Below are 15871 nucleotides of genomic sequence, written 5' to 3'. Positions count from 1 at the left end.
CGCCGCACTAGACACCGGAGCCCGGCGGCGGCCCCCGGTGCCGCATCTGACGGCGCGCTCAGCCCCGGACGCCCCGCAGAACCATCGCGACCGCCGCTTCGGTGATGGCGGCCGGGTCCTCTGCGGCACCCAACTCGATGCGCCGGACGGCCGCGTCGACGACGCCCTGCAGCAGCATCGCCGCCAGCCGGGGCTCGCGGTGACCCGTCTCGCCGAGCGCATCGACGATCATCGCCACGAGCCCGCCGTGCGCCGCCCGGATCTTCTCGCGCGCCCCGTCATCGAGCTCGCTCGCGGAGATGGCCACCACGGCCCGGTGCCGCCGGTCCCCCACCAGCGCCAGCTGCCGGCGTACATACGCCTCGATCTTGGCCTCGGGCCCGTCCGCCGCGGCCATGGCCGCCTCGACCTCCGCCGCCCACACGGGGAAGTCGACCGCGCACAGTTCCTCGACGACGGCCGCGCGGGAGCGGAAGTACTCGTACACGGACGACCGCGCCAGGCCCGTCCGCTCGGCGAGAGCAGGGAAGGTCAGCGCCTCCGTACCGCCCTCGAACAGAAGGGACCGGGCCGCGTCCAGCAGGGCGGCTCGCTGCATCGATCGGTGCTCGGCCACGGAGGCCGCTCGAATCCTTGGCACGTCAACCACTCTACGGACCGTCCGCCGCACACGGGAGGCGCTCCCGCCACGTGCCGTACTCGTGCCCCGCCTGCCGGGGGTGTCCGGCACGTGTCCGCCGGTGCCGCACCACGCCGCGCCCCGTCTCAGCGCCCGAAGCCGGCCAGCTTGGCCCTCAGCTGCAGCACGGACTTCGTGTGGATCTGGCTCACCCGGCTCTCGGTCACCCCCAGCACATTGCCGATCTCGGCAAGGGTGAGTCCCTCGTAGTAGTAGAGGGTGACGACGGTCTTCTCCCGTTCGGGCAGCGTGTTGATCGCACGTGCCAGGAACCGCCGCAGCTCACGATCCTCGGCCACCTCCACCGGGTTGTCCGCGGCGGTGTCCTCGAGGGTGTCCATCAGGCTCAGGCGGTCACCCCCCTCGCCCCCCACGTGCAGGAGCTCCTCCAGAGCCACGACGTTCGCCAGCGACAACTGACTGAAGACGGCGTGGAGCTCCTCCACGCCGATCCCCATCTCCGCGGCCACCTCACCCTCGGACGGCGTCCGCCGCAGCCGGGCCTCCAAGGTCGCGTACGCCCGCTCCACGCTACGCGCCTTCTGCCGAACCGACCGCGGGATCCAGTCCAGCGCCCGCAACTCGTCGATCATCGCGCCCCGGATCCGCGTGATCGCGTACGTCTCGAACTTGATCTCCCGGTCGATGTCGAACTTCTCGATCGCGTCGATCAGCCCGAAGACCCCCGACGACACGAAGTCCGCCTGCTCCACATTGGCCGGGAGCCCCACGCTCACCCGCCCGGCCACGTACTTCACCAACGGCGAGTAGTGAAGGATCAGCTGCTCCCGTAACCGCTCGTCCCCCGTCTCCTTGTACGACCGCCACAACTCGTCGAGTGTCGAGGGAGCGGGCGGGCGCACGCTGCCGCCGTCACAGGCGGCTGGGGGAATCGCCGCCCGGTCGGACCCGGAGGTGTGCTGGGGCATTCGTCGCCTTGTGCCGTTCTGGTGTGAACCGGTGCTGCCTGGGCGAGCTGTCGGTCTGATGTCGAGTTGCCGGTCTGAGTCGGAATCCTCGTGAGCGTAGCGTGACTGCGGTGTCGCAGTGTGCGAAGGGAGAGGGATCACCCGTGCGCGAACGGGCATGGCGGGTCCGGTGCCGGAGACCCGGCCGTCGCCCTGTGTGATCCCTGGAAAGCGTCAACTACGGGAATTGCCAAGGCTGTCGGGGGATCGCCCGGACGGCCGAACACACTCGGTCAACACCAGCAGCGATCTTGCCGGGCAGCGATCACGGCCTGGCGTGTCAACTTCCAGCCATCGTCGTGTCGTTCGACGAAACCAAGTGATCGGAGTTCGTACAGCCTCGCGACCGCGTCCTCCTCGGTCGTCTGTGCGCCGCTCGCGATATCGGGCACCGACGCCGCCGCGCTGCCGGGCAGCGCCGCCAGAACCCGCCGCGCGGCCGGTTCGAGCAGGTCGCCTGGCAGCACGGGGCCACGCCGGTCCGGGGCCAGCTCACCGATGCCGCCGACCAGTTCCACGACGTCCGCCGCATCGGAGACGAGCACGGCCTCTCCCCGCAGCAGTTCGTGGACACCGGCCGAGAGTCCGCTGGTGACCGGGCCGGGCACGCCCATGGTGAACCTGCCGAGCCGCTGCGCCGCCCGGGCGGTGACCAGCGCGCCGCTGCGGTACGCCGCCTCGACGACCACGGTGCCCCGGGTGAGTGCCGCGATCACGCGGTTTCTGATCAGGAACCTGTGGGGCGTCGGATGGTCGCCGGGCGGCAACTCGCCCACGACCAGTCCCTGGTGCGCGATCCTGGTGATCAACTCGGTGTGCCCGCGCGGGTAGGGCCGGTCCACGCCGCAGGCCAGCACGGCCACGGTGGCGCCGCCTGCCGCGAGGCTGCCCCGATGGGCGGCGCCGTCCACCCCGTACGCCCCGCCGGAGACGACCACCCAGCCGCGCTCCGCGAGCCCGGCGCCGAGGGCGGCCGCCGCATGAGCCCCGTACCCGGTGCAGGCCCGCGCGCCCACGACCGCCACGGATTTCAGCGCCCACATGCGCAGATTGGGTTTCCCCCGCGCCCAGAGGCCGACGGGCCGTCCGTCCCCGAGGTCATCGAGCTGGGCGGGCCACTCGGACGCTCCCGGGCATACGAAGCGCACCCCCGCCTTCTGGGCCACGGCCCAGTCCCGGGAGGGCTCGGCCCTTCCGGCCCGCGCCCGCATCCCGGCCCACCGCTTCCCCGTGACCCCCGGGAGCGGCTTCCCGCCCTCCCGCAGCCGCCGGGCCACCTCCTCGGCTCCCCATTCCCGCAGCCAGCGGCCCGCGACCTCGTCACCAGGTTCGACCACCCTGGTCAAAAGGACCCGGGCGAGTCGCTCACCGTCCGGGGCATCGCTCCCGCTCATGTCAGAGCCCCGATGGCCATCGGCACACCCCGTGGGACCCCGGTGCGCAGTTGCAGGGCGAGTGCCACGTCCGACGCATCCGGCCGGTCGTGTCCGACAAGGTCCGCGACGGTCCAGGCCACACGCAGCACACGGTCGAGTCCTCGGGCCGTGAGCACACCGCGCTCCAGGCTGCGCTCCGCCTCGCCCATCGCGCCACTCGCCGCATGCCAGCGATTGCGCAGTGCCCGACCGGGGACTTCGCTGTTCGTCCGCCAGGGCGTGCCCGCCAGTCGTGCCGCCGCCCTCTGCCTGGCCTCCCGGACCCGGTCGGCGACCGTCGCGGTGGACTCGCCCCGCGCGTCGCCCCGGGTGAGCTCCGCACGCGTGACGGGATCGACCTCGACACGCAGGTCCACCCGGTCCAGCAGGGGGCCGGAGAGCCGGGCCTGATAGCGGCGGATCGCCGAGGGCGGGCACTCGCACGAGGTGTCGCGCTGGGAGAAGCGGCCGCAGGGGCAGGGGTTGGCCGCGAGCACCATGAGAAATCTCGCCGGGAAACGCACGACGCCCGCGCTGCGGGCGATCACGACGTGCCCGGACTCCAGGGGCTGGCGCAGCGCGTCCAGGGCCTGACCGGTGAACTCTGGCGCCTCGTCGAGGAAGAGCACCCCGCGGTGGGAAAGGGACACGGCTCCGGGGCGGGCCGTGCCGGGACCGCCGCCGACGAGAGCCTGCATGGTGGCCGAGTGGTGTGGGGCGCAATAGGGGGCGACGTCGATCAGGGGTTTGCCAGCGGGAAGCAGGCCCGCCACCGAGTGCACGGCGGTGACCTCCAGGGATTCCTGCCTACTGAGCCTCGGAAGAAGGGCGGGCAGCCGCTCGGCGAGCATCGTCTTCCCGGCGCCCGGTGGACCTTCCAGGAACAGGTGGTGCCCGCCGGCCGCGGCGACCTCCAGCGCCGTACGCGCCGAGATCTGGCCGACGACGTCGGAGAGGTCATGGCCCTGGTCGTGCTGCGCGGCGCCGATGCTGTGCATCCCGGTGGAGGCCCCGGTGCCGGGTACCCGCAGACCGGCGAGGAGCGGATCGGGGCGGCCCTGCTCGTCCGGCTGCTCCTCGGGCACGGGCTCGTCGGCGAGGACGGCGATCAGCTGGCGCAGACTGCGGACCCCCAGTACGGACACACCGGGGACGAGCGAGGCCTCGGCGGCGGCGCACTCCGGCACGACCACCTGTTCGTATCCCGCGTCCACCGCGGCCAGCACCGCCGGCAGAATGCCCCGCACCGGACGGACCCGCCCGTCCAGGCCCAGCTCGCCGATCATCACGATGTCGGCGAGCACCCGGGGATCGATCCGTTCGGCCGCGCCGAGCACCGCGCAGGCGACGGCGAGGTCGAATCCGCTGCCCGCCTTCGGCACGGACGCGGGGCTGAGCCCGACCGTGAGCTTCTTCTGCGGCCAATCGGCACCCGAGTTCACCACGGCCGCCCGCACCCGGTCCCGGCTCTCCGTCAGGCTCTTGTCGGGCAGGCCCACCAGCGTGAACGCCGCCACGCCCAGTTCGAGGTCGGCCTGGACCTCGACCACCACGCCCTCGACGCCGACCAGTGCCACGGAGCATGTGCGCGCGAACCCCATCACGCCACCCCCTGGACATGTTCGACCAGGGCGGCGCCGCGTCCGGGCAGGACGACACCGAGGAGGTCGATGCGCACCCCTCCCGGTGGTGTCCCTCCGTGTGCCTGGACCCAGCGCTCGGCGAGGCCGCGCAGCCGCTCGGCCTTGACGGGGGTGACGGCGGCCATCGGATGCTCGAAGCGGCCGCCTCTGCGGGTCTTGACCTCGCAGACGACCAGGACGTCGCCGTCCCGGGCCACGATGTCGATCTCGCCGATCCTGCCGCAGCGCCAGTTGCGCTCCAGGATCGTCATCCCCGCCGCCGTCAGCCGCCGGGCGGCCAGCTCCTCGCCGTACCTGCCGAGTGCACCTCGTGCGTTCATGTCGGCACCACCTCCGGCGCCAACCGTCACGCATCCGCCCCGGCAGAGTGGATCTTGGTGGACCACTCAGCGGCTGTGGACAACTTCGTCACCCTTCCGGGTGCGGCCGTCACCCACCCGGAAGCTCCAGATCGCTCTTGTTCAGCTCCTCGATATTCACGTCCTTGAACGTGAGCACGCGCACCTGCTTCACGAAGCGAGCAGGTCGATACATGTCCCAGACCCAGGCATCCGCCATGGACACCTCGAAGAACACCTCGCCCTGAACCGAGTGCACCTGCATCTCGTAGTCGTTGGTGAGGTAGAAGCGCCGCTCGGTCTCGATCACGTATTTGAACAGACCGACGACATCGCGGTACTCCCGGTAGAGCTTCAGCTCCATCTCGGTCTCGTACTTCTCGAGGTCCTCGGCGCTCATGGCATGTTCCCCTTCAGCCGTGCGATCCCACCATTGTGCGCCAGTCCCGTGCGCCTCTAGACGATTTCTGTGCGGAGGATCTCGGGCCTGGCCGGGGGACCTTCGTCGAGCAGCGTGCGCAGCAGCTCGGCGAGTCTCTTCGGATACACCGTCTCATGCGCCTGGGCCAGTTCTCCGCACGACCACCACCGCACTCCGGCGACACTGCGCTTTTCCAGCTCCGTCAGGCCCAGCGCGGCCCTGGCCGTACCCGTCCCGGTCGTGCGGGCGAGGTAGTACCACTCGTCCTGGTCCCAGCGGCGTCCGGCGAACGGGAAGGAGCACCTCCGCTGCCAGAGCACCGGCCCGAGCTCGACATCGGTGATACCGGTCTCCTCCGCCAGTTCGCGCAGAGCGGCCTGCTCGCGCGTCTCGTCGCCCTCCACGCCGCCACCGGGGGTGAACCACCAGTCGTCGGAGGGATCGTCCGGCTCGTGCCCGTGGAGCAGCAGGATGCGGTCCTGCGGATCGAGGAGCACCACTCTGGCCACCTTGCGCAGCCCACCCGCGTACCCGTCCTGCACGCCCGCCCCGCCCGCCTGCGGTCCGGAGGGCAGTGGGGGCGGTGACGGCTCAGCGTGCACCGGTCAGCTCCGTCCGCGGGGCGCGGCGCCTGCGGCCGGCGCGATCGGCGATGGCCCCGTACGCCGCGCCGGCCATGACCAGCACCGCGCCGGCCACGATCACGCCGACGATCGGCCGCAGGGGTCCGGGCGACGAGATCGGGCCCAGCGCCTCGAAGCCCGTCGGACGTTCCAGCATGCCGTTCATCGGCCACACCACGGCGTCCACCCGGGCGTCCACCGCACTGCGGGGCACCGTGCCGCTGAAGGCCTCCGTGAGATGCGCCGTGGAGTCCAGGGAGCCGCTGCGCTCGTCGCCGAGGAGGAACAGGCGCCCCTTGGGGACGGTGATGGTCGGGATCGTCTTCAGCTCGGCGGGCTGGCCCTTGCTGAGGTACGACTCCTGGATCTGCTTGCCGTTGACGGTCAGCTTGCCCTCGGTGCAGCAGGCGATCGTGTCGCCACCGACCGCCACGACCCGCTTCACGATCGGCATGTTGCCCCAGCTCTTCTGCTTGAAGACGACGACGTCGCCACGGGTGATGTCGGCGGTGTCGACGCGCTGGGCCATGACCCGGTCACCGGCCATGATGGTGGGCGACATGGAGTCGGTCGGCACGGTGTAGGGCCGGTAGACGATGGCGCCCCAGACGAACCCGCCGAGGAAGAGCACACAGCCGAGGGCCACGACCAGCCCCGACAGGGTCCTGCCGAGCCGTCCGCGGCCTTCTTCCGTACGACCAGTCCTGCTCATCCCAGTGCTCCCCAGGTCGGAGATTCGCTTTCGTGGCCCGCGCTCGGTCCACGAAAGATCGGCGATCTGGGACGGCACACTACCGGGCGGTACCGCCCCCAGTAACCCTGGGGTTTCCGGCGGTAAGGCGCGCAGTGACCCGCCGCCTGCGCCACAGCACCAGCGGTACCGCGCCGGTCAGGCCGAGCGCTCCCGGGACCGTCTCGTTCAGGCCCTGGTCGAAGGTGTCCGGGATCGGCAGCGTGTCCCAGCGGGTGGGCGGCCAGGCGACGACGATGGCGCGGCCCACGACGTTCTCCACGGGCACGAAGCCCTGGTACCTGTCCTGCTGGTGGTAGCGGGAGTCCAGCGAGTTCTGCCGGTGGTCACCCATGACCCAGATTCTGCCCGCAGGCACCGTGACCTTGAACTGGCCGCCCTGGTCGTCGACGCTGCACGGAGTGTTCCCGGGGTAGACGTAGGGCTCGTTCAGCGCCATGCCATTGACCGTCAGCGGGCCGGTGCCCTTGCACTCGATGGTGTCACCCGCGACGCCGACGACCCGCTTGATGAGGTCCTTCTCCTCCGCCGACGGCATGAGGCCAATCCAGCTCAGGGCGGTCTGGAGGGCGTTGGGCGTGGCCGTGGGCTCGCCCGCGAGCCAGTTGTCCGGGTCGTGGAAGACGACCACCTCGCCGCGGGAGGGCTGGGAGCCGAACCAGGGGGTCAGCTTGTCCACGAGCACACGGTCACCCTGCTGGAGGGTGTTCTGCATCGAGTCCGAGGGGATCGAGAACGCCTGCACCAGGAACGTCTTGATCAGCAGCGCGAGCACCAGCGCGATACCGATGAGGAGCGGAAGTTCCTTCCAGAAGGAGCGCTGCTTCTTCCGCTGGGGGGCCTGCCCGTCGCCCTGCGTGCCACGGCCCGAGGAGTTACCCCCTGAGCCTGCGTCGCGGTCCACGGCCGGGGCAGCCGTCTCGTCGGGTCGCTCCGGCCGATCTTCGGGACCTTCGTGTCCGGACCGTGCGCCGACCGCCAAATCCCCCACGTCCACTCCTCACTCCGTATCGCCGCCGGCGCCCCAGTCGACGCAGGCCCACCACTCCCATAACGAGCGGGAGTTCCGCAGGGCTCGGGAGCGGGATCAATCCAAATCGATCCGCAGAGGCCACCCTATGCGACGGACCGAGTGCGGTGGTCGATCCGCCCGGCACCGACGCGTAAGTGTCCGGGTCCTTCAGACGTGCCCAGTGCCCGAGGGGCCAGGCGATGACCACGGCGCGGCCGACGACGGAGTTCTCGGAGACAGTACCGCTGAACGCCTCGGTTCGGTGGTAGCGCGAGTCGGCCGAGTTGGCGCGGTGGTCGCCCATGACCCACAGGCGGTCCGGAGGCACGGTCACCGAGAACGAGAAGTCCGAAGGTTTGTTCCCCGGGTGAACGTACGGCTCGTTCAGGGGCGTCCCGTTGACGGTGACGCGTCCTTGGGTGTCGCAGCACTTCACGGTGTCCCCGCCGACGGCGACGACCCGCTTGATGAGGTCCTTGTCGTTGTCGGAGGGCAGCAGACCGATCCAGGTGAGCCCTTCCTTGATCTGCTTGATGCCGACGGGGTCGTTCTTCTTGGTGGTCTTCTCCCCGGCCAGCCAGTCGCCGGGGTCCCTGAAGACGACGACGTCTCCGCGCTGCGGCTCGGAGCCGAACCACGGGGTCAGCTTGTCGACGAGGACGCGGTCGCCGATCTGGATCGTGTTCTCCATGGAGCCCGACGGGATCACGAAGGCCTGCACGAGGAACGTCTTCAGGACGAGCGCTATGAGGACGGCGACGCCGGCCAGGAGGGGTATCTCCTTGACGGCGGAGCGCCTCCGCCTCCGCTTGACCTTGCGCTGGAGCCTGCGCCGCTCGGCGCGGCTGCGACCGCTGGGAGCGTGGCCTGAGGCGCGCCGCGAGCCGGTGGGCAGGAGGTTCTGGGTGGCGGTGTCGATCGGCACGCCACGCGGTTTGCCGCGGTTACCCATGGGCACCGTCCGCGACGGGCACCCGTGCATGGGCGTCGGGACGCGTGATGTGCCTCCAGTGTGCGGAGGGCCAGACCACCCAGTCGGCCCTGCCGATCACCGAGCCGAGCGGGATCATCCCGCCGCCCGGCGAGCCCAGGTGGTCGCGGGAGTCGCTGGAGTCACTGCGGTGGTCGCCGAGCACGAACAGCGTGCCGTCGGGCACGACGGCATCGAAGGCGACGTCGGACGGGCTGTTGCCGGGATACAGATACGACGACTCGTCGACCGACCGGCCGTTCACCTCGAGCCTCCCCTCCGTGTCACAGCAGACCACATGGTCTCCCCCCACACCTACTACCCGCTTGACGTAGTCGGCGTTCCCGAAATACCCGGAGCCGTCGAACACGACGACGTCTCCCCGCTGCGGCTTCGATCCGAAACGGTACGCCAACTTATTTACGAGCACGCGGTCCCCAACCCTCAATCCGCGCTCCATCGAACTGCTGGGGATCTCGAAGGGCTGCGTCACGAACGTGCTGAGTGTGAGGAGAAACAACAGGCAGACCAACACGGTCAGGGTGATCCGTCCACCGGGCAGCCAGTCGACGGTCCTGGACACCAACGCGAAGCGCGACCGCCCCGCCGGACCCGGCGGGTCCGAGATCTCCTCGGAGCCTGTGGGTTCGGGGGAGCGGTCGCGCTCCATGTGCTGTGCTTCGGTGTTCATCAGGGCCAGATGCTATCCGGCCCTGGTCTGAACCCCCGGAGGCGCTCAGTTCTCGCGCTTCTCCTTGATCTTCGCCGCCTTGCCGCGCAGGTCGCGCAGGTAGTAGAGCTTGGCGCGGCGCACGTCACCCTTGGTGACCAGGTCGATCTTCTCCACGATCGGGGTGTGCACCGGGAAGGTGCGCTCGACGCCGACGGAGAAGGAGACCTTGCGGACCGTGAAGGTCTCGCGGACACCGGCGCCCTGGCGGCGGATCACCACGCCCTTGAACTGCTGCACACGGGAGCGGTTGCCCTCGATGACGCGGACGTGGACGTTGACGGTGTCACCCGGGCGGAAGGCCGGGATGTCGCTGCGCAGCGACGCGGTGTCGACGGAGTCGAGCAGGTGAGACATTTCGTCTGCTTTCTTCACCGATGCCACAGGTCATCGGCGGGAAGTAGTTTTTCTGCAAGTAGTGTCGGCCGTGTCGGAGCGGGCGTCGTATCCCCCTGCGGCAGGGGCGCACGCCGGACGCGGACAACAGCCGCCTATTCTTCCACGCGCTCCGGCCTGCGCCAAAATCGGCCGTTCCGCGCGCCTTCCGGGTCCGGTGCCCACCCCAGGACGGAGAGCATTTCGCGGTCCTTCTTGTCGAAGGCCGCGGGGTCGCAGCGCTCGATCAGGTCGGGCCGGTTGGCCGTCGTGCGCTTCAGGGCCTCGTCCCGGCGCCAGCGGGCGATCCTGCCGTGGTGGCCGCTGAGCAGGACCTCGGGGATGTCCCGGCCGCGCCAGAGCGGCGGCTTGGTGTAGACGGGCCCCTCCAGGAGGTTCGCCATCGCACCGGGCGCGAAGGAGTCGTCCCGGTGGGATTCGGCGTTGCCCAGAACCCCGGGCAGCAACCGGGCCACCGCCTCGGTGATGACGAGGACGGCCGCCTCGCCGCCCGCGAGGACGTAGTCCCCGATGGACACCTCGTACACCGGTATCCGGGTTGCGTACTCGTCGATGACCCGGCGATCGATGCCCTCATAGCGAGCGGGCGTGAAGATCAGCCACGGGCGCCCGGAGAGCTCGACGGCGAGTTCCTGGGTGAAGGGGCGGCCGCTGGGCGTGGGCACCAGCAGGGCGGGCGCTGCGGAACCGGTCTCGTACCCGTCGGCCAGGATGTCGTCCAGCGCCGCGCCCCAGGGCTCGGTCTTCATGACCATGCCGGGACCGCCGCCGTAGGGGGTGTCGTCGACCGTGTTGTGGCGGTCGTACGTCCAGGACCGCAGATCGTGCACATGGACGTTCAGCTGTCCACGCACGCGTGCCTTGCCGACGAGGGAAACGTTCAGCGGCTCCAGGTACTCGGGGAAGATCGTGACGACGTCGAGCCGCATCATGCCTCTTCTCGGGAGGCGCGGGAGGACGCGATCTCGGCACGGTCGTCGATCAGGCCCGGCGGGGGGTCGATGACCGCCCGCTGCTCGTCCAGGTCGATCTCGGTGACGATCCGCTCGACGAACGGGACCAGCACCTCGGTCCCGTCCGGACGCTCCACCACGAACAGGTCCTGGTAGGGCAGATGCGAGATCTCGGTGATCCGGCCCACCTCCACGCCGTCCACGGTCACCACGTCCAGGTCGACGAGCTGATGGTCGTAGTACTCGTCCTCGCCCTCGGGAAGCTCGTCCGGATCGACGTCGGCGATCAGAAGGATGTTGCGCAGGGCCTCGGCGGCGGTGCGGTCCTGAACGCCGTCGAAGCGCAGCAGCAGCCGGCCGCTGTGCACCCGGCCGGATGCGACGGTGAGCGGGCCCGCGGCCGCGGGATCGGTCGCCAGCACGGCGCCGGGGGCGAGCCTGAGCTCCGGCTCGTCGGTACGTACCTCCACGGTGACCTCGCCCTTGATGCCGTGGGCGCGGCCGATCCGTGCGACTACCAGCTGCACTTGTGAAGATCTCCTGTCGTAACGACCGCGGGCCGGGGACGGCCCAGTGGCCCTCCCCGGCCCGAGCCGGTTGCGATAAGCGTCAGCGGACGTGATCCACGTCGACGAGGTCGACACGGACGCCACGGCCGCCGATGGCGCCCACGACGGTACGCAGAGCGCGCGCGGTGCGGCCGTTGCGGCCGATCACCTTGCCGAGGTCGTCGGGGTGGACCCGGACCTCGAGCACACGCCCACGGCGCAGGTTGCGCGAGGCCACCTGCACATCGTCAGGGTTGTCGACGATGCCCTTCACGAGGTGCTCGAGAGCCTCCTCGAGCATGCTCAGGCCTCGGTCGACTCAGACGAAGACGACTCGGCCGCGGCTTCGTCCTTCTTCTCGGCCTTCTTCTTCTGGGTGATCGCCTCACCCTTGCCCTCGTCGTCGCCGCCGAGCGCCTCGAAGGACGGACGCGCGGCCTTGGGCTCGGCCACCAGCAGCGGTGCCGGGGCGGGCTCGCCCTTGAACTTCTGCCAGTCGCCGGTCTTCTTCAGGATGGCGAGCACGGGCTCGGTCGGCTGAGCGCCGACACCGAGCCAGTACGCCACACGCTCGGCGTCCACCGTGATGACCGACGGGTTGTAGGTCGGGTGGTACTTGCCGATCTCCTCGATGGCCCGGCCGTCACGGCGGGTGCGGGAGTCGGCGACGACGATGCGGTAGTGAGGCGAACGGATCTTGCCCAGACGCTTCAGCTTGATCTTGACTGCCACGGGAGTGGGTTCTCCTGGTTTGACGTGGTTGGGCACGGCGGGTCGGCCGCGTGGGGTTGCGGTACCCGAGGGCCCGATGGACGCGTCAGCCGGAGGAGAGAGGGGTCCTGTGCGGCTGTCGAGTACAGCTAGCCATTCTGCCATACCTTGTCGGAGGCTTTGCCCGCCAGGGGTGCGCCCGGACATGCCGAGGAGGCACCCGGCGCCGGGCTCCGGGCGTTGGCCACGCCCCGGTGCTCGCGGATGCCGCCCGTGCCGCCCTGCGGCACGGGCGTGCGCAGCCGTACGCGTGGGGAGCGACTCACCGAGTACGGCTGCCACGAGCAGCCGTCGCGTCAGCTCGCCGCCGCCCCCACCGGCTCCGGGATGCGGAACGGCTTTCCGCAGCCGCCGCACACGATCGGGGCCTGCGCCAGAACCGACGGAACGACGCGGACGTTGCGGCCGCAGTCGCAGACCGCCTTGACGCGGACGCCGCCTCCGGAGGAGCCGTGGCGGGCGGCCGGGCCCCGGAACGTGCGGGACGTGTCCGCGGCCGTCGCCGCCGAGTGGGCCTTCAGCGCCCGCTGCAGCCGTTCGATCGTCGGCCGGTAACGCCGCTTCGCCTCGGGGTTGAGGGTGACCAGCGAGAAACCGCTGCTCGGGTGCGGCTCCTCGGGATGGTCCAGGCCCAGCTCCTCGGCGATCGCGAGGAATCTGCGGTTGTGATAGCGGCCGGCACGGGAGGTGTCGCGTACGCCGCGGGCGGCGGCGATGCCATGGACTGCCTCATGGAGCAGTCGCTCGAAGGAGAGCTCGTGCCCACAGGCGGACGACGACTCTCCGATCAGGGACTCAGGCGCGGCAAGATCTGGCAGCTCGGGGTGGTACCGCTGAATGTCGGCCCACGCCTGCGCCAGCTCTGCGGCGAGAACAGGTGGTGTCGTGCTCACGTAATGACAACGAGCCGGAGTGCCTCCGTGTTCCTATTCCGGGCCATCCCAAATAATTTGCACGTACCCGTCAGTTTGCCGCTGATGCGTCCGGAGGAGGGCGGGTGCGATGATCTGCGGAGAAGCCTCACAGCTCCTACCAAGCCGGTGCGTAGTGACCACTACGCACCGGCGCGTAGGTGAACCGCACACGCCGGGGCACCTGTGGCCTGCCGATGCGCAAGAGGCGTTTCGGCCTCATCTCCTCGTACCTCAATAAGCGCGCGCGACGACCGCGACGTTACCCGGTGCGTCATCCGCGTCGGGAACCGCCCCGTCCTCGGTGACCAGACAACGTACGGTCACGGCGTGCTCGGCCAGCTTGGCCTCGCCGTCCTCGCCGAGCACGGACCACGGAATGCGGGCCCAGCCCCCGGCGATCGCCGCCTCGACGGCCTCGTCGATCGTCGACACCTCTGCCGTTCGGGACAGGCGGCGCTCCCGCGACTGCTTCAGGAGCAGCGCCTGGTCCTCCTCGAGGATCCCGGGCAGCAGTCCCGCGAGCGACTCGAGTGCCACCGGCTCCTTGCCGCCGGGAATGCGGCGGGCCAGCATGGCGGTGCCGTTCTCCAGGTCGCGGGGGCCGACCTCGATGCGTACGGGCACACCCTTGAGCTCCCAGTCGACGGCTCGGCGGCCGAAGGGGGTGTCGGTGCGGTCGTCCACGTGGACGCGCACACCGGCCGCCCTCAGCCGGTCGCCGATCTCGTGCACCTTGGCCAGAACCGCCTCGTCGTCCTTGATCGCGAGGACGACGGCCTGGATGTGTGCCAGACGTGGCGGAATCCGGAGCCCGTCGTCGTCGCCGTGCGTCATCACCAGGGCGCCGATCATGCGGGTGGTGGAGCCCCAGGAAGTCTGCCAGACGTATTCCTGCGCGCCGTCCTTCGAGAGGAAGCGGGTGTTGAACGCCTTGGCGAAGTTCTGGCCCAGTTCGTGGCTGGTGACCATCTGAAGGGCCTTGCCGTCGCCCATCATGCTTTCGAGTGTCAGGGTGTTGATGGCGCCGGCGAAGCGCTCCTTGACCGTCTTGCGCCCGGACACGAAGTCCACCGCGAGGACGTTCTCCAGGAAGTCGCCGTACACGTTCCGCTGGATGTGCGCGGCGAAGTCGCGTGCCTCCTCGTGGGTGGCGTGCGCGGTGTGGCCCTCCTGCCACAGGAACTCCGAGGTGCGCAGGAAGAGGCGGGGCCGAAGCTCCCAACGCACCACGTTCGCCCACTGGTTGATCAGCAGGGGCAGGTCACGGTAGCTCTGGATCCACTTGGAGAAGTACTCGTTGATGATGGTCTCGGAGGTCGGCCGGACCACGGCGGGCTCTTCGAGGCCCTTGCCTCCGCCGTGCGTGACGACCGCGAGTTCGGGCGCGAAGCCTTCGACGTGGTCGGCCTCCCTGGTCAGATACGACTGCGGGATCAGCAGCGGGAAGTACGCGTTCTGGGTTCCGGTCTCCTTGATGCGGGCGTCCATCTCGGCCTGCATCCGCTCCCACAACCCGTACCCGTACGGTCGGATGACCATGGTGCCGCGCACCGGCCCGTTGTCGGCCAGTTCGGCCTTGTTGGTCAGCTCCTGGTACCAGCGCGGAAAGTCGTCCGCACGGGGCGTGAGAACGGGTGTCTTGGCCATGGCGCGAATGGTACGGGGACGCCTCCTTGTACCGTGAATGATTTGTCACCCGGAGGTGGGCAGGGGCGCACGGACGGCTCAGAGGGAGTGCGTCGCACCCCCTGGACGCCACGACGGGGGCGGAGTTACCTGGCATACGGGGGGTTTCTGGGTGGAACGCCCGTCACGGGGGCCAAGGAATCGGACACAGCGGCAACTCTCGGCGGAATGAGGCGCTTTCGATGACACCTACGCTCGCGCGACAGCACCTCCCCCACGCGGGGGCGACTCCCCTCGCGGATCGGCGTGCACACGCGCGTGACTGGGTCGAGATCCAGGAGCGGATGCTCGTGCCGCTCTACGAGGCCGTCTACGAGCGGCTCGAGGTGGGATCCGGGACGCGGCTGCTCGGGCTCGGATGCGGTGCGGGACTCGCTCTGCTGATGGCCGCCTCCCGGGGCGCCTCGGTCACCGGTGTCGACCGCGGTGCGGACGAACGGCTGCCCTTCGCCCGCGAGCGGCTGCTGCCGGGAACGTGGGACACGCACACGCGTGCGGACACCTGGATCGTCGACGGGTCCCCGCGGGAGGCGGCGGCCGCGCCGGGAGCGCCGGCGTACAACCTGGTGACCGTCTTCGATCCGATCGGATGCGCGGCCGAGGCCGAGGAGGGCGTCGAGGAACAACTCACCGCGGCCACACCACTCGCGGAGCACGGCGCGTTCGTGGTGCTCGCCGGCTGGGGCCCGCCGGAACGGTGCAGCGCCTCGTCCGTGCTCCGGATCGCCGCGAAACTGGCCGATCCCCAGGGGGACAGCAGCAGTTGGTGCCCGTCCCGGCGCGATGACCTGGAGGAGGTGGCGCAGCGCTGCGGACTGCGGCCGGACGGGTCGGGGCGGGTCGCCTGCCCCTTCGGATACGCCGACATGGGCAGCGCTGTGCGGGGGATGCTGTCGACGGGGCTCTTCGACGCGGCGATCGGCGCCACGGAACAGGAGCAGGTCGACAAGGAACTGACGGAGGCGCTGCACCCCTATCGGCGGGCGGACGGAACAGTGTGGATGCCGAATGTGTTCCGCTACCTGATCGCGCGCATCCCCTAGCCCACGCGCC

General features: G+C 70.1%; 19 protein-coding genes. 1 reads left to right on the top strand and 18 read right to left on the bottom strand.

What is annotated here, in order from left to right; translation table 11 throughout:
• Nucleotides 1–58: 58 nt before the first annotated feature.
• From VXC91_RS19225 to proS, 18 genes are all read right to left on the bottom strand, one after another.
• On the bottom strand, nucleotides 59–616 hold the full coding sequence (locus VXC91_RS19225) for a TetR/AcrR family transcriptional regulator (RefSeq protein ID WP_329508509.1): 558 nt from the start codon (nucleotides 614–616) through the stop codon (nucleotides 59–61).
• A gap of 149 nt (nucleotides 617–765) precedes the next feature.
• Nucleotides 766–1608, bottom strand: coding sequence for an RNA polymerase sigma factor WhiG (gene whiG, locus VXC91_RS19220; protein WP_329508508.1), 843 nt, complete (start codon nucleotides 1606–1608; stop codon nucleotides 766–768).
• Nucleotides 1609–1880: 272 nt separating this feature from the next.
• Nucleotides 1881–3041, bottom strand: a complete 1161-nt coding sequence (gene dprA / locus VXC91_RS19215; protein ID WP_329508507.1) for a DNA-processing protein DprA — start codon at nucleotides 3039–3041, stop codon at nucleotides 1881–1883.
• Nucleotides 3038–4663: a YifB family Mg chelatase-like AAA ATPase gene (locus VXC91_RS19210; protein WP_329508506.1), complete on the bottom strand. Its 1626-nt coding sequence runs from the start codon at nucleotides 4661–4663 to the stop codon at nucleotides 3038–3040. Before VXC91_RS19210 ends, dprA begins: the two co-directional genes overlap by 4 nt.
• Nucleotides 4663–5055 (bottom strand): YraN family protein, encoded by a 393-nt coding sequence (locus tag VXC91_RS19205; protein WP_329508505.1) that lies wholly within the window; start codon nucleotides 5053–5055, stop codon nucleotides 4663–4665. Before VXC91_RS19205 ends, VXC91_RS19210 begins: the two co-directional genes overlap by 1 nt.
• 79 nt (nucleotides 5056–5134) lie before the next feature.
• Nucleotides 5135–5443, bottom strand: a complete 309-nt coding sequence (locus VXC91_RS19200) for a DUF2469 domain-containing protein (protein ID WP_003965949.1) — start codon at nucleotides 5441–5443, stop codon at nucleotides 5135–5137.
• A gap of 56 nt (nucleotides 5444–5499) precedes the next feature.
• The gene (locus VXC91_RS19195) at nucleotides 5500–6039 is read right to left on the bottom strand and encodes an NUDIX hydrolase (protein ID WP_329508511.1); all 540 of its coding nucleotides are present in this window, start codon (nucleotides 6037–6039) and stop codon (nucleotides 5500–5502) included.
• 16 nt (nucleotides 6040–6055) lie between these two features.
• On the bottom strand, nucleotides 6056–6799 hold the full coding sequence (lepB, locus tag VXC91_RS19190) for a signal peptidase I (RefSeq protein ID WP_329508504.1): 744 nt from the start codon (nucleotides 6797–6799) through the stop codon (nucleotides 6056–6058).
• 79 nt (nucleotides 6800–6878) lie between these two features.
• Nucleotides 6879–7829, bottom strand: a complete 951-nt coding sequence (lepB, locus tag VXC91_RS19185) for a signal peptidase I (protein ID WP_329508503.1) — start codon at nucleotides 7827–7829, stop codon at nucleotides 6879–6881.
• A complete protein-coding gene (lepB, locus tag VXC91_RS19180) occupies nucleotides 7714–8802 on the bottom strand; it encodes a signal peptidase I (RefSeq protein WP_329508502.1) in 1089 nt (362 codons plus the stop codon). Before lepB (VXC91_RS19180) ends, lepB (VXC91_RS19185) begins: the two co-directional genes overlap by 116 nt.
• Nucleotides 8795–9511, bottom strand: a complete 717-nt coding sequence (gene lepB, locus VXC91_RS19175) for a signal peptidase I (RefSeq protein WP_329508501.1) — start codon at nucleotides 9509–9511, stop codon at nucleotides 8795–8797. The genes lepB (VXC91_RS19180) and lepB (VXC91_RS19175) overlap by 8 nt, the downstream gene beginning before the upstream one ends.
• A 45-nt stretch (nucleotides 9512–9556) precedes the next feature.
• Complete coding sequence (gene rplS / locus VXC91_RS19170; RefSeq protein WP_329508500.1) at nucleotides 9557–9907, bottom strand: 50S ribosomal protein L19; 351 nt, start codon at nucleotides 9905–9907, stop codon at nucleotides 9557–9559.
• Nucleotides 9908–10041: 134 nt separating this feature from the next.
• Nucleotides 10042–10875: a tRNA (guanosine(37)-N1)-methyltransferase TrmD gene (gene trmD / locus VXC91_RS19165; protein WP_329508510.1), complete on the bottom strand. Its 834-nt coding sequence runs from the start codon at nucleotides 10873–10875 to the stop codon at nucleotides 10042–10044.
• The gene (gene rimM / locus VXC91_RS19160; protein WP_329508499.1) at nucleotides 10875–11426 is read right to left on the bottom strand and encodes a ribosome maturation factor RimM; all 552 of its coding nucleotides are present in this window, start codon (nucleotides 11424–11426) and stop codon (nucleotides 10875–10877) included. Before rimM ends, trmD begins: the two co-directional genes overlap by 1 nt.
• Nucleotides 11427–11508: 82 nt before the next feature.
• Nucleotides 11509–11748, bottom strand: a complete 240-nt coding sequence (locus VXC91_RS19155; protein ID WP_003973401.1) for an RNA-binding protein — start codon at nucleotides 11746–11748, stop codon at nucleotides 11509–11511.
• 2 nt (nucleotides 11749–11750) lie between these two features.
• On the bottom strand, nucleotides 11751–12179 hold the full coding sequence (gene rpsP / locus VXC91_RS19150) for a 30S ribosomal protein S16 (RefSeq protein ID WP_329508498.1): 429 nt from the start codon (nucleotides 12177–12179) through the stop codon (nucleotides 11751–11753).
• A gap of 335 nt (nucleotides 12180–12514) precedes the next feature.
• Nucleotides 12515–13111, bottom strand: a complete 597-nt coding sequence (locus VXC91_RS19145) for a hypothetical protein (protein WP_329508497.1) — start codon at nucleotides 13109–13111, stop codon at nucleotides 12515–12517.
• 252 nt (nucleotides 13112–13363) lie between these two features.
• The gene (gene proS / locus VXC91_RS19140; protein WP_329508496.1) at nucleotides 13364–14779 is read right to left on the bottom strand and encodes a proline--tRNA ligase; all 1416 of its coding nucleotides are present in this window, start codon (nucleotides 14777–14779) and stop codon (nucleotides 13364–13366) included.
• Between the two features lie 221 nt (nucleotides 14780–15000).
• Between proS and VXC91_RS19135 the strand changes: the two genes are divergently transcribed.
• The gene (locus tag VXC91_RS19135; RefSeq protein ID WP_329508495.1) at nucleotides 15001–15861 is read left to right on the top strand and encodes an SAM-dependent methyltransferase; all 861 of its coding nucleotides are present in this window, start codon (nucleotides 15001–15003) and stop codon (nucleotides 15859–15861) included.
• The last annotated feature ends 10 nt before the right edge of the window (nucleotides 15862–15871 follow it).

Origin of the sequence: Streptomyces chiangmaiensis (assembly GCF_036281785.1) — a bacterium.
GTDB classification, from domain to species: domain Bacteria; phylum Actinomycetota; class Actinomycetes; order Streptomycetales; family Streptomycetaceae; genus Streptomyces; species Streptomyces chiangmaiensis.
This window is presented reverse-complemented; position numbering and strand designations above follow the sequence as displayed.

Excerpts from the sequence above, each read along its gene's own strand:
- VXC91_RS19135 (WP_329508495.1), top strand. The coding sequence starts at position 15,001 with ATGACACCTACGCTCGCGCGACAGCACCTCCCCCACGCGGGGGCGACT.
- whiG (WP_329508508.1), bottom strand. The coding sequence starts at position 1,608 with ATGCCCCAGCACACCTCCGGGTCCGACCGGGCGGCGATTCCCCCAGCC.
- trmD (WP_329508510.1), bottom strand. The coding sequence starts at position 10,875 with ATGCGGCTCGACGTCGTCACGATCTTCCCCGAGTACCTGGAGCCGCTG.
- lepB (WP_329508502.1), bottom strand. The coding sequence starts at position 8,802 with ATGGGTAACCGCGGCAAACCGCGTGGCGTGCCGATCGACACCGCCACC.
- lepB (WP_329508504.1), bottom strand. The coding sequence starts at position 6,799 with ATGAGCAGGACTGGTCGTACGGAAGAAGGCCGCGGACGGCTCGGCAGG.
- VXC91_RS19155 (WP_003973401.1), bottom strand. The coding sequence starts at position 11,748 with ATGCTCGAGGAGGCTCTCGAGCACCTCGTGAAGGGCATCGTCGACAAC.
- dprA (WP_329508507.1), bottom strand. The coding sequence starts at position 3,041 with ATGAGCGGGAGCGATGCCCCGGACGGTGAGCGACTCGCCCGGGTCCTT.
- lepB (WP_329508501.1), bottom strand. The coding sequence starts at position 9,511 with ATGAACACCGAAGCACAGCACATGGAGCGCGACCGCTCCCCCGAACCC.
- VXC91_RS19210 (WP_329508506.1), bottom strand. The coding sequence starts at position 4,663 with ATGGGGTTCGCGCGCACATGCTCCGTGGCACTGGTCGGCGTCGAGGGC.
- rplS (WP_329508500.1), bottom strand. The coding sequence starts at position 9,907 with ATGTCTCACCTGCTCGACTCCGTCGACACCGCGTCGCTGCGCAGCGAC.
- VXC91_RS19200 (WP_003965949.1), bottom strand. The coding sequence starts at position 5,443 with ATGAGCGCCGAGGACCTCGAGAAGTACGAGACCGAGATGGAGCTGAAG.
- proS (WP_329508496.1), bottom strand. The coding sequence starts at position 14,779 with ATGGCCAAGACACCCGTTCTCACGCCCCGTGCGGACGACTTTCCGCGC.